This window comes from Paenibacillus sp. FSL R7-0198 (assembly GCF_038000415.1).
Taxonomy (GTDB): Bacteria; Bacillota; Bacilli; order Paenibacillales; family Paenibacillaceae; genus Paenibacillus.
This window is the reverse complement of sequence record NZ_JBBOCB010000001.1, coordinates 2,195,881-2,209,354: the sequence shown is the minus strand read 5'-3', so window position 1 is coordinate 2,209,354 and position 13,474 is coordinate 2,195,881. Positions and strand designations below refer to the sequence as shown.

The window sequence follows — 13,474 nt, the reverse complement described above, 5'->3', positions numbered from 1 at the left end:
GAGACAGGAGGAAACCGATGGACAAACATTTACAACATACAACAGCAGGCCATTCCACACAGTCCGGATCCAATATAGCTACAGGTCTCGGTGAAGTATTGGCATTCCCTTATCGTTCTTACTTATACTCGTACCCGCACAAGACCGCATATCGGGAGCTTGACCCACCACTGCCGTTGGGGCCACTGTGGGAACGAGAAAACACCGATACGTATTTTTTATATATGCACATTCCCTTTTGCGCTGCTCGTTGCGGATTCTGTAATCTGTTCACCCTGCCGGATCGACGGGATGATACGCATGAACGCTATGTAGATGCACTGGAGCGTCAGGCGAAGCAGTGGGCACCCATTACATCTCGGAGACCGTATTCGCGGTTTGCGATTGGTGGAGGAACGCCTACATTATTGAATGAGGTTCAGTTGAATCGTCTGTTTGATATTGCCGAACATGTGATGGGGCTGGACCCTGCGCAAGCATCGATTTCGGTGGAAACGTCGCCGGATACCGTTACGGAAGCCAAGCTGGCCATTATGAAGGAACGAAGTGTGGATCGTATTAGCATGGGCATCCAGAGTTTTATTGAAGCTGAAGCATCTGCCATCTATCGTCCACAAAAACCGCAGGAAGTTGAACGAGCGCTTGAGAAGCTTACTCGGTATGATTTCCCATTGTTAAATCTGGATCTGATCTATGGTTTGCCGGGTCAAACGGTGGAATCGTGGATCTATTCATTGGAAAGAGTTCTGGCCTATGAACCGGGCGAAATCTTTATCTATCCCTTGTATACACGGGAAAATACAATCGTGAAGCCAGATGATATTCGCCGTCAGGGACCTGACATCCGGATGGAACTGTATAAAGCTGCACGTGAGACTTTAAAAAGTAAAGGTTATGTGCAATATTCGATGCGCAGATTTGCCAAAGAACAGTCGTCCTCCAAAGTGCTTCTGCCTTATAGCTGTCAGGAGGAGGGCATGGTTGGTCTGGGATGTGGTGCACGCTCTTATACGAGTGAAGTACATTATGCTTCCAAGTATGGCGTGAGTTACAAGGCCACACAAAGCATCATTGCCGATTATGTGGCAACTGAGCGCTACGATGTGGCGGATTATGGCATCGTGTTAAGCCGTGAGGAACAGAGACGTCGCTTTATTCTGAAAGCCTTGCTGCATCGGGAGGGATTGACGTTGTCTGACTACCAACAGCGCTTTGGTACCGATGTGATGTCCGACTATGTCTGGTTGGCTGAACTGTTGACAGAGGGCATGGCGGAGTTGGAGAACGATGAGGGCAAGCAGGTGCTGCGTCTGACAGAAGAAGGACTGGGTTACTCCGATGCGATTGGAGATTGGCTTATATCTGCCGAAATTCGTGAACAGATGGAAGGGTTTGTTTTCTCATGAGAGCGACTTTGTATTATCGGGGGAAGTTGTCTTCCTGTAATTACGACTGTCCATACTGCCCTTTTAGCAAAACGGTGGATTCCAAAGAGACGTTGGAAGTGGATGAACAACAATTGCGTCAATTTGTGAATTGGGTGAGGGAGCAGGAGAGTGCCGGGCATCAATTTTCGATTTTCTTCAATCCCTATGGTGAAGCTTTGGTGCGTCGTTGGTACCGGGAAGCGATGGTTGAGCTGTCACATATGCCACATGTGGATAAAGTTGCAATTCAAACCAACCTGTCCGTCAAGCTGGATTGGGCGAGGGAACTGGATGCGAACACAGCAGCCTTTTGGGCGACGTATCATCCTCGTGAGACAAAAGAGGCTTCTTTTGTAAAACAATGTCTGACCTTGCGTCAGATGGGACTTGCTTTTAGTGTCGGTACGGTCGGACTCCGTAGTGCTTTCCCCGCAATTGAGTCCATGAGACAGGCTTTGCCGGATGATGTGTATATGTGGGTAAATGCCTTCAAAGATCGACCCAAGTATTACGCGCCGGAAGAGATTCAGTTTTTACGTGGGCTTGATCCGCTTTTTGAAGGTAATCTGCAGGATTATGAGAGCTTGGGCAAACGATGTGCTGCCGGTTCGGAAGTATTTTATGTACAGGGGTCCGGGCATGTGAAGAGGTGTTACAAGGATCGTCGAATCATTGGACATCTGTATCGCGATGGTTTGCAGGCTTTGGCTGAGGATCGGCCTTGTCGCATGAAAAAATGTGGCTGTTACATCGGTTATATCCATATGGAGGATTCCCCGTTCAGGGAAACCTTTGGTAGCGGGCTGCTGGAACGTAATCCGGTATTGATCAATCGTTAACTTTGAATTGAAATGCGCTGAAATTGATAAAGACTTTACACCAGTAAGTACTGCTGGGTAAAGTCTTTTTTTTTATTTTGGTCTAACGATTCAAAATGTGTAATTTAGGATAAAAGAGATGTAGTATATTGTCGATTATGCGTGTATAAAAACCTAAATTATAGTATGGGTAGATACTATAGACCTAAATTTAATTGCGCAATATACTAACCTGTTTTAAGTAGTCTCATATTTATCCATTTTTATTTGAATTAAAAGGAGGGAGAATTTTAGCGTTCAGATTGACTACATAATTCATGATTGAAATACATTGAAACGTATGGGGGAAATGAAATGAAAAGAGTATCCATTAGTAGGAAATTGCTTTTAGGTTTTGGTTCTGTACTTCTTTTATTGATAGCCGTTGTAGTCATCTCATATACTCAGTTTATCTCGGTTGAGAAAACGTTTACGGATTTAATCCGGGAGCGTACCGCCAAACTGCTCACTATTAAAAACATGATCATCGATGTGAAATCCCAGCAGGTTGCTTTACGGAATTTTGTGACGGAAGAGAATGATCAAAGCGAGCAACAATTCAAGTCTTTTTATGAAGATTATCGTAAAACAAGCGAAGAATTAAGATCAGGGATTCAAACCCCAACGATGATTGATTTTCTGGATCGTTCAGACCGCAGTGCGGAGGAATATTATGCTTTTGGACAGAGTGTCATTGAATTGAAAAAACAAGGCAGCACTAGCGAGATCACAAGGATGCTGTTAGATACAGGTCCAACGATTATATCCGGATTTGAAGAAACGGTAACTGCCATGGAACAACATCAGCAAAATTCATTGGACACTGGCATTGTAAATGCTAATCAACTCATTCAAAAAGTACTTCGTTTAATCATGATCATTGGTATCATCTCGATCGTTTTAGGCGTGGTAATTGCATTGATCATGGGGAGAATCATATCCAAACCGGTTGCACATGTGGCAAGGGCTGCAAGCCGAATTGCTGATGGAGACCTGACGGGTGAGGCGATTGTTGTTCGTAATCGGGATGAGATCGGAGAACTGGCGGAATCCTTCAACAAGATGATGGAGAACTTGCGCCATTTAATCCATCAGGTGGGTCATAATGCAGATCGGGTAGCTGCTTCTTCTGAGGAGTTAACGGCAAGTACAGAGCAAACGGCGACAGCGACCGAACAGGTAGCTACAACGATGGAAGAGATTGCTACGGGTATGGATACGCAGGTGAGTATGGTTGGAGACGGGTTTCATACGATTAATGAATTGTCCACAGGCTTTCAGCAGATGACAGTGAATACGCAAAATATGTCGGATGAAGCAACGAATGCGTCAGCGAAAACCATATCTGGTAATGATGCAGTTCAATCGGCTGTTGGGCAGATGAACTCGATTCATCAGACTGTACGTGTACTCGCTACGGTTATTGAAGAACTAGGTAATCATTCAGATGAGATTGGATCTATGGTTGAAAGTATCTCCGAAATATCGGCACAAACGAATCTGCTGTCTCTTAATGCGGCTATCGAAGCTGCAAGAGCAGGTGAGCATGGTCGTGGATTCGAGGTGGTTGCTACCGAGGTGCGCAAGCTGTCTGATCAATCTGCGAAATCAGCGGAACAGATCAGTGTACTCGTAGCTGCTATACGCAATGGGATGAATAATGCATCACAATCCATGGGAGAAGTAAACGCTGAGGTTCAGGAAGGCATAGAACTTGTCCGTAAAGCAGGAGGTACTTTTGAGGAGATTCGTGAAGCTGTCGGCAATGTCGCAGGTCAGACTCAGGAGGTATCTGCATCCATTGAACAAATGGCGGCGGGTGTGGAGCAGATCAATGTGTCCATGAAGACCATCATGGAAGTAACAGAGAATGCGGCTGCCGGAACAGAGGAAGTTAGTGCAACGTCCGAGGAACAACTGTCTGCCATGCAGGAGATCGCATCGGCGGCTAATGACCTTTCCTCTATGGCGGAAGAGTTACAGGAGTCCGTTAGTCGATTCAAAGTGTAATCATGGATATACTTTTGGGTGAAGTTCAATATTTATGAATAATCGTATCGTGTATGTAAAACAAGTGGGTGCCCAGGAGAACAACAGTTATGCTGTTCTCCTGGCACCCTTTTTTTGATGAAGTAGCGATCAGGGGGTCATTCTAACGAATAGCGACTTTATATGTCCGCAACCAGGTGTTGATCTGAGTCAGATAAGCAAATAGCTGAGGACCCGACATGAGCTGCCCGAACCAGGGGAGGTTGGAAGCTGCATCTGGTGAAGACGCGAGATTGCGGATTTGAGCTTTGTCGATCAAAGGCAAAATCGGCGAAGTGGGATCATCCAGGATATCAAGTACCTGCTGTTTGACCGCGGCCAGATATTGCGGATTATGTGTTTTCGGGTATGGACTCTTTTTGCGATATAACACATCGTCAGGCAGGACACCTTCGAGTGCTTTCCTCAGAATACCTTTTTCGCGTCCACCCGTTATTTTCATTTCCCACGGGATGTTAAACACATACTGGATGAGACGATGGTCACAGTAAGGTACCCGCACTTCCAGTCCTGCCCCCATGCTCATCCGGTCTTTGCGATCCAGAAGTGTAGGCATGAAACGTGTAATGTTCAGGTAGGACATCACCCGCATTTGTGCAGCTTTACCTGTTTCCCCATCTAACAAAGGGACTTCAGCCACTGCATCTGAATAGCGGTCTGCCAAATAGTCGAGTGGCCGAATCCATTTCCGAATATCCGGGGATAATAGCGCTGCTCGCATGTCAGGTGCTACAGACCACGGAAACGTACCAGAGTTCAGCATATCTTCGCGATGGAACCAGGGGTAACCGCCAAACACTTCATCTGCGGCTTCGCCTGAAATGGCAACCGTGGCCCCTTTTTTGATTTCTTTACAGAACAAATAGAGCGAAGAGTCTACATCTGCCATACCTGGCAGGTCCCTGACTAACATGGCCTGTGTCAGTGCATGAACCAGTTCTCCGTTCTCGATCTCAATCCAGTGATGGTCGGTCTTGAGTTCATCCACCATTCGCTTAATCCAGGGACCATCTGCACCAGGCTGAAAGGAATGCGCCTGAAAATGCTTGGCGTTATCCACATAATCGACCGAATACGTACTGACTTGGCCTTGCCCGGTCCGGTTGTAATAATCCACGGCTAATGCAGACAAGGCACTGGAGTCCAGTCCTCCTGATAAAAGAGAGCATACCGGAACATCCGAAGCCAACTGGCGCTCCAGTGTATCTTGCAAGAGAGTTCGTACCTCGGCTGCCGTCTCTTCCAGGTTATGTTCGTGATTCTGGCTTTCCAGTTTCCAGTAGGCATATGTTCGGATCCCGTTTCGGTTATAGATCAGCGCGTGCGCAGGTTTGAGTTCGCTCAGTGATGAGTATACACCGTGTCCTGGTGTCCGTGCAGGCCCTACGATAAACACTTCGGCCAATCCTTCCGGGCCAACAGCGGCTTCCACGTCCGGGTGAATGAGCAGAGCTTTGGGCTCTGAGCCAAATACGAGTGTATCTTTTACATTACTATAGAACAGAGGTTTCACGCCAAGGCGATCTCGTGCGATAAAAACCTGTTCGCGTCCCCCATCCCATATGGCAAAAGCAAAAATACCGTTAAACCGGTCAACACATGCCGGTCCCCACTCAATATAAGAGGCGAGCAACACTTCCGTATCACATTGCGTGCGGAACTGATGCCCCCGCTGGAGCAATTCCTTTTTCAACTCGGGTGCATTGTATAGTTCTCCGTTATACACGACGGTATAGGAGGTATCTCCCTGTAACGCATGCATGGGTTGTGCGCCGTTCTCGGGGTCCATTACACTAAGACGCCGATGTCCAAAGGCACAAGGATTGGAGATCCATGTACCTGAAGCGTCGGGCCCCCGGTTCGACAAGCTATCCGTCATACGGACCAGAAGCTCTGATTCCTGGGTCAAATCCCGATTCCACTGTATGAAGCCGGTAATACCGCACATGGTTTGTTCATCCTTTCTTGGTCGAGTCATTCATCCGTATGGCTGCTTAATTACTGGCAACCTGCAAATGTTGTCTTTTTCGTCAGAGGTCGTAACAAATATATGCCGAAAGCAGGCATAAAATGTCTGTCCTCTTCGGAAACTAGTTCTAGGGACAACGGCCTCAACATGCCTGTGAAGGAGAGAACATGCAATGGACAGTATGAAGTATTATGTGTCTGTCATGGGCCGCTCCGTTATTCCGGATCCGTCGGTAACCTCGTATGAATGGATCATTCAGGCAACGCCGCAGGAAGCGGAGCAATTACTGGGACTGCTGAGCCTCATGCAGGAAAAGGAGGAAGAGGCCTTTCCTGGCATGGTATTCCCATGGCCAGATACACCGGAGGAGTCCGTAAACCGAGCGTATGAAACGGTATTACAACAGGTGTATCGGGAGATTTACCGATTGGGCACACCAGAGACACGATACCAGATTGAACAAAGTACATGATAAGCACAAAGGAAAAGGAGCGCGATGACGAATGTATGCCATTCAAGATGCCAAAATACGCAGATTAACCGAGGTAGATGGATTGTCTTGTGCAGAGGTTGAAGTGCAGCCTGGAAATGTCGGAGATCCGTCGTTACTTGTATACGTGGCCTCAACACAGCCAGGAAATTCGCTGGAAGTTGTTCGGATTGTACGCAATCACTCCGATTCGGCGATCGACTGGTATAACAATAATATGCATACCGCGTTTGAAGAGGCGACAGAAACAGCATTTGAGAACAGCGAAGGGTTGACAGTTGAAGAAGACAAGGCTCGGTTTCAAAGTGAGTTGTTTGCCTTTGGTTTGCTTGGTCCAACACTTCAGCGGTACCTGGTTGGGCAGGCTTAAGAGGGAACGCCACAGCAACAGATGTGGTGTTTGCGGGATAGGAGCTCAAGGTTGAGCTATACGTAGATAGTGACCTGTTGTTGTTGGTTGTTGTTGGTTGCTGTGACTGCATCTATAACTGGAAAACCCCGCCGTTGTTGAACGGCGGGGTTTTGTTATGCGGTGGTCAGATCAGGTGGAGATGTGATCAAGCATACTCGCGCAGGACTTGAATCCCTTTAACCACATTGTACACAAAGCTTAATCCGTAGATTACAAAGAATAGAATGACAAACCCGACAGCGGAACCCAGACTATGCGCAGTCACGAAGAAATAAAATAGCGGAATGGCAGCGAGAAACGGGAATACATGTGAGAATAAGGCGCGTTTTGCATGTCCCTCAATGTAATCATCCTTGGCAACAATCCATATAATGATTGGAAACAGGAACGGGGCAAAGAAAATACTAAAGTAGGATAGCGCTGATAAAAGTTGTCTCATGACGATTCTCTCCTTCAATGGATCATTGAATGTATGTATGCAAAAGATTACCCAGCAATTCTGACATTGAAAATGTCTGATGTTCATCTTACTCTAAAAGTCCCAATCTCCTCAATATAACCTGGTTCAAGCTATCATATTCTCAAAGGGATTGGAGTATGAGAAAAACACTGAAAAGTACATTTTTGAACCCGCATTCAAGTATAATTATTAATTTTTTTATAAAACTATTGAAAAATATAGAAATCAGAGTATAATAAGAACCGCGCCGAAAATTTATTATACATATTTGTCTCAGTAGCTCAGCTGGATAGAGCAACGCCCTTCTAAGGCGTCGGTCGGGGGTTCGAATCCCTCCTGGGACGTAAAGAAAGAGAAGCTTCCCCTCGGGAAGCTTTTCTTGCGTTCATGGGAAGAGAACCCCAATGGTTCGTCGGAGCATCCGCTTCGTTAGCGCTACTTCGCAGTCTCGACTGTAAGGAGAGTATCCCTCCTGGGACGTAAAAAAAAAGAAGCTTCCTTCGGGGAGCTTTTTTGCGTTCAAGGTAAAATTGTTTTATTGGTAATACCTATTAACAATATAGAATTTATATATTTAAAGAATAAATAATTCTATGCCACAATGAGGATATCAATAACGAAAGCGACGGTGGTATTCATGAAATCATTAAATCAATGGCAAGCAGATGAGTATGACAACAAACTGGCTTTTGTGTCCGGATATGGAAAAAAACTGATCTCTTGGCTTCAACCCCAAAAAGGGGAATACATTCTTGATCTGGGTTGCGGGACGGGGGATTTGACGTATGAAATTTCTCTGACCGAAGCTGAAGTTATTGGCATGGATGCATCCACGGACATGATTCGCCGTGCGAGGGAGAAGTTCCCCGATATTGAATTCGTGGAAGGAGATGGTCATCAGTTTGAGACGAATAGACTGTATGATGCCGTTTTCTCCAATGCAGCCCTGCACTGGATGCGAAGCCCGCGATTAGTGGTGGATAGTATATGGAAATCTTTGAAGCCTGGAGGGCGTTTTGTAGCAGAATTTGGTGGTAAAGGGAACGTGCAGACCATTGTGAATGCATTAGAGGAGGTTATGGAGCGAAACACGGGCATTCGTGCATCGGAAAGCAATCCGTGGTACTTTCCTTCGATCGGAGAATATAGCCATATTTTAGAGCAAAGTGGATTTGTGGTGCGACAGGCCTATCACTACGACCGTCCTACCAGACTGGCAGATGGTGAGCAGGGTATAGTAGGCTGATTGACTCATTTTGGAGGGGACTATTTTGAGTGTCTCAGTCATGAAGAGATACAACAAATATGCAAGGAAACCAGTCAGATCGTGATGCCTCACCTTTGGAAAGATGATGCTCTGTATGCTGATTATAAGCGCCTGCGTATTGAAGCCGTGAAGCCAGAATAACTAGAATTTTGTGATATGTAGCAATTTTTATCGATGTTAAACGAATTATTGCGATCCTTTGTATACTAACCATGTTTCCCCTATACACCAGGAATCTCTTTCTGATAAAGAGGCTCTTGGTCTTTTTTTTGATGCATTATTTTAAAAATAAAATATTCAAACGACAAATAATTACAAATGGATATTTTTATCATACTCAAGACCCATATAAGTAATTTCTATATCATATTTGTAAGTATTTAGAAGGAAAATGTGGTATTTTGATAGAATAATTTACCAAGGGTCAATCTTCTTGCAGATAGGTGGTGAAATTGAGTGCGTATTGCAGTACGCACAAACAGCAGGAACCCATCATTTGGTGACGTATTCACATTTAAAAGGAGGGGCAAAGCCTTGAGTAAACGATTGATATCCACGTTATTAAGTGTTCTGATGGTCTTTTCCATTATTCTCCCCGCGGCTGGAGCCGCTCCCGCAGATTCAGGTATTCAGCTTGAGAATTTACCCAGTACAGCCGAAGCCAAACAATGGAGAGAGATTCTTGCAGAACGGGAAGCAAAACTTGCCGCAGATCCATTTTTGGATAAAAGCTTGGAAGGCCTGGGTGGAGAGAACACCCGAGTAATCGTTGAGCTTTCCAATAAACCTGTTGCAGTAGCGCAAGGTGAATCAACCCTCTCCGGAAAATCTTTTACCTCCTCTATGGAAACAAAGGCTGTGACTCAAGTTGAGCAACAACAACAGTCATTTGTACATAGCCTCACTCAGAAGAAAATCAAACATGAAGTATTGGAAGAATATGCATATGCCCTGAATGGTGTAGCGATTGAGCTTAAAGGAAACCAAGTGGGACAATTGCTTCAAATACCTGGCGTGGTCAGCGTATATCCTGACCTTGAAGTTACAATAGCGCCTGAGACAGATGAAGTGAACCCGTACATGAAAGACACAGCGCCTTTTATTGGTGCACCTGAAGTATGGGATCTGGGTTACAAAGGAAATGGCATCAAAGTGGGTGTCATCGATACAGGGATTGACTATGAACATCCTAATTTGCAGGAAGCTTACAAAGGCGGATGGGACTTTGTTGGAAACGACAATGATCCGTATGAAGCAACATATCAGGAATGGAAAGCTTCGGGTGAACCTGAGTTCAATGCTACTGGAAGCGCCTATTACACCTCCCACGGTACGCACGTAGCAGGTACCGTTGCTGCTCGCGAAGCAGGGGACTACGGTATTGTTGGTGTTGCTCCTGAAGCAGATATCTATGCTTACCGTGTACTTGGACCGTATGGTAGTGGTCAAACCTCATGGGTACTCGGCGGAATTGATCGTTCTGTTCAAGATGGCATGGATGTAATTAATCTCTCGTTGGGTAACGCCGCCAACGACCCGAATTATATTACTTCAGTTGCCCTGAACAATGCGATGTTGTCTGGTGTGACAGCAGTTGTAGCAAGTGGTAACAGTGGACCCAACCGTTATACACTCGGTTCTCCGGGTGCGTCTGCAATGGCTATTACGGTAGGTAACTCTACAGGACCTAGCCAGCTGATTACAGCCGATACTCACTTCTGGATTGGTGAGGAAGGCGAAGAGACACAACCTGAACAACAACCGGTGCCAGAGGTTGAACAATCTCCTGAACTGGGGACGGCACCTGGAACAGAAGAGCCTGAAGGTTCAGAGCAAGGTGTACCCGCAACTGCTGATGAGGAAAGTGCAGCGGCTGTGGAGGACGCAGTTTCTAACGAAGCTGAAGTTCCGAATGTAGAAGAAGCTACAACGGAAGAAAATACTCCATCTGCATCACCTTCTGCACCGGTGGAAGCTTCTCCTGAAGCTGCTCCAGTGGAAGAAGAGTCTGTAATTGCTCCGACTGAAGCTCCACTGGCTATTACAGAGTCGGTTTACCGTCTGGATCTGATGGGATGGAGTCTGTCAGCAGATCCTGAAACTGTTTTGACAGGGAAATATGAGCTTGAATTTGCAGTACTGGGTAAGCCAACTGACTTTGAAGGTAAGGATTTTACAGGTAAAGTGGCATTAATACAGCGTGGTGAAATCGCATTTGTAGAGAAAATCGCCAATGCTAAAGCGGCCGGAGCCGTGGCTGTTATTGTATATAACAACATTCCGGGTCCAATCGGTGTAAGTCTGGGCGATAACTTTGAACTCATTCCAACACTGAGCATGTCCAAGGAAGATGGAGATGTGATCAAGGCTGAGCTGGACGCAGGCCAAACCGTTGAAGTGAGCTTTAGTGACTTTGAACGTTCCCAAACTCCGGGCGATGAAATGAATTCATCGAGTTCACGTGGACCTGCAAAAGTAACACTGGATATCAAACCGGATATTGTTGCACCAGGTACAAGCATTCTTTCTACGATTCCTGCCTACGGCAAGGATGAGCCAGATGCAGATTACGCACAAGCTTATGATCGTAAATCAGGTACAAGTATGGCTACACCTCATGTAGCAGGTCTGATTGCGCTGTTGATTGAGAAACATCCGGACTGGACGCCATTTGATATCAAAGTTGCGCTCATGAACAATAGTAAGGTGCTGGATACAACCAAGTTTGATGTATTTGATCAAGGTGCTGGCCGCATTCAGGCTGTAAACACCATCGATCCTGCTGCTTTTGTCAAAGTGCTTGATGTAACTCAATACACAGAAAGTGGCTCTGTTGTTGAAAAAGAAAATATTACTGGAAGCATCAACTACGGTAATTTCCTGAGCACAGATGAAAAGACGATTACCAAAACGATTAAAGTTGAAGCGCTGAATGGTAGTGGCGGGGATTACACCGTAAATGTGAATCCAACTCGTAATGTTGCTGGTGTATCTGTTGCGGTAGACAAGAGTTCCTTCACACTGAATGGTGAGGAAGAACTTGCAGTAACAATCACCGTACCACGAGGGGTTACTGCGACTACAGAAGCACAAGGATACATCGAGTTGTCGAACGGAACCAATACCTTTTCGGTGCCATATGTTGCTCATTTCAACGTTACGTTGACTGGAGTTAAATATATTGAAACCGTAAAAGGAACTGAAAAAAATCCTTTCCACTATCCATTGAAGGCTGATGGTACGTTGGATACGCTTAATGTAGCAATGGAATTCTATAATCCGATGACATTTGCCCTGATTGAGATTTATGATGGTCTTAATCCGGAAGGTGGATATTATCAAGATGGTTATATCGGCTCCATTTTCGGTAACTATTTTAACTTCAATGCCAATGCAAGATACAACCTTGCTTGGGACGGCTCATATGCAGATTACACAACCGATGAAGTGACTGAGATTCCGGATGGTTTATACACCGTTGATATCACTACCATTGGTACGGACGGCAAAACCTATAAGGAAGACACTTCGCCATTTTTGGTGAAAAAGACAGCTCCGGCTGTAACTGCACCAGCAACATTGGAGTTCAAAGAGGATGAGTCAGCTGTCCTTAATGGTAGCGTGGAAGACTTGTACTTCCGTGTTGCTCCTGCGCTTGCAAGCGGATGGGACATCACGTTTGATCCGGCAGGTTCCCTGGAAGCAACGTATGTTGTGAAAAAAGAGGATGGTTCGGTTTATAAAGAAGGAGTATTTGAAGTACAAGCTGATGGTACCTTCAGCCTTCCTTTGGAGGGAATTGAAGCAGGCGATTATGCTGTTGAACTTACAGTAAAAGACCAGCAGGGGCTTTCGGGCACAGCCAATACGGCACTGAAATTGGAAGCCGTGGAGACCGAACCTGAAACTCCGGCAATCAAGGCCCCAGGTACGCCTGTATTGTCTCATAATAACTGGGTAGGCAACGGCCTGCCAGAGGGCTCGTATATCGTTACAATGAACCTGTGGTGGGGCGAGAACGGAACTAGCTACAAGTTATATGAGGACGGGGTTTTGGTTGATACGCAGAAATTGACTTACAACGCGCCTTGGGCGCAGTTTGCTCAGACGAAGATCACGGGCAAAGCCAATGGCACATATACGTACGTGGCCGAGCTAACCAACGACAAGGGAACAACGCGGAGTCAGACGTTGACCGTTCGTATTACCAACGCAGCGCCAGGCAAAGCGGTTCTCTCTCAGGATAACTGGGATGGCGATGGAAATTATAAGGTAACCATGAATCTGTGGTGGGGAACCAACGCTACAGAGTATCGTCTCTATGAAAATGATACGTTGATCGACACGCAAGAACTCCGTGCGGTATCACCGCTTGCGCAAAGTGCTGTGACTAAAGTGTCAGGGAAAGCTTCGGGCACTTATACGTACCGGGCAGAATTAATTAACGCAGCTGGAGTTACCAGCACAGACACAATTAAGGTAAAAGTGAAGTAAGTTCTTCCTTATTAAAGCCGAATGAATTAATGAAGGAATTGTCCTATGC

Annotated in this window: 9 protein-coding genes and 1 tRNA gene; 8 read left to right on the top strand and 2 right to left on the bottom strand. The window is 45.9% G+C overall.

The genetic code is table 11. The features are described 5' to 3' along the window. Nucleotides 1–17 precede the first annotated feature (17 nt). The 3 genes from MKY87_RS09480 (at nucleotide 18) to MKY87_RS09470 (ending at nucleotide 4,294) form a co-directional block, all read left to right on the top strand. The gene (locus MKY87_RS09480) at nucleotides 18–1,406 is read left to right on the top strand and encodes an STM4012 family radical SAM protein (RefSeq protein ID WP_339789328.1); all 1,389 of its coding nucleotides are present in this window, start codon (nucleotides 18–20) and stop codon (nucleotides 1,404–1,406) included. Continuing rightward, a complete protein-coding gene (locus MKY87_RS09475) occupies nucleotides 1,403–2,266 on the top strand; it encodes an STM4011 family radical SAM protein (RefSeq protein ID WP_338588379.1) in 864 nt (287 codons plus the stop codon). The genes MKY87_RS09480 and MKY87_RS09475 overlap by 4 nt, the downstream gene beginning before the upstream one ends. Before the next feature lie 333 nt (nucleotides 2,267–2,599). After that, nucleotides 2,600–4,294 carry a methyl-accepting chemotaxis protein gene (locus MKY87_RS09470; RefSeq protein ID WP_340964125.1) on the top strand — a complete coding sequence of 565 codons (1,695 nt, stop codon included), beginning with the start codon at nucleotides 2,600–2,602 and terminating at the stop codon, nucleotides 4,292–4,294. Between the two features lie 142 nt (nucleotides 4,295–4,436). On the opposite strand, the gene asnB is transcribed toward MKY87_RS09470, so the two are convergent. Further along, a complete protein-coding gene (asnB, locus tag MKY87_RS09465; RefSeq protein ID WP_340967411.1) occupies nucleotides 4,437–6,281 on the bottom strand; it encodes an asparagine synthase (glutamine-hydrolyzing) in 1,845 nt (614 codons plus the stop codon). A 193-nt stretch (nucleotides 6,282–6,474) separates the two neighbouring features. On the opposite strand from asnB, the gene MKY87_RS09460 reads away from it, so the two are divergent. Further along, nucleotides 6,475–6,774: a hypothetical protein gene (locus tag MKY87_RS09460; protein ID WP_017692581.1), complete on the top strand. Its 300-nt coding sequence runs from the start codon at nucleotides 6,475–6,477 to the stop codon at nucleotides 6,772–6,774. 31 nt (nucleotides 6,775–6,805) lie between these two features. Further along, nucleotides 6,806–7,162 (top strand): hypothetical protein, encoded by a 357-nt coding sequence (locus MKY87_RS09455; protein ID WP_340964123.1) that lies wholly within the window; start codon nucleotides 6,806–6,808, stop codon nucleotides 7,160–7,162. Nucleotides 7,163–7,349: 187 nt separating this feature from the next. On the opposite strand, the gene MKY87_RS09450 is transcribed toward MKY87_RS09455, so the two are convergent. Further along, a complete protein-coding gene (locus tag MKY87_RS09450) occupies nucleotides 7,350–7,643 on the bottom strand; it encodes a DUF4870 domain-containing protein (RefSeq protein WP_017692583.1) in 294 nt (97 codons plus the stop codon). 291 nt (nucleotides 7,644–7,934) lie between these two features. Between MKY87_RS09450 and MKY87_RS09445 the strand changes: the two genes are divergently transcribed. The 3 genes from MKY87_RS09445 (at nucleotide 7,935) to MKY87_RS09435 (ending at nucleotide 13,425) form a co-directional block, all read left to right on the top strand. Beyond that, nucleotides 7,935–8,008 (top strand) — tRNA-Arg (locus tag MKY87_RS09445). Nucleotides 8,009–8,301: 293 nt separating this feature from the next. Beyond that, complete coding sequence (locus tag MKY87_RS09440; RefSeq protein ID WP_340964121.1) at nucleotides 8,302–8,910, top strand: class I SAM-dependent methyltransferase; 609 nt, start codon at nucleotides 8,302–8,304, stop codon at nucleotides 8,908–8,910. 555 nt (nucleotides 8,911–9,465) lie between these two features. Beyond that, nucleotides 9,466–13,425 (top strand): S8 family serine peptidase, encoded by a 3,960-nt coding sequence (locus tag MKY87_RS09435; protein ID WP_340964118.1) that lies wholly within the window; start codon nucleotides 9,466–9,468, stop codon nucleotides 13,423–13,425. Nucleotides 13,426–13,474: the final 49 nt, after the last annotated feature.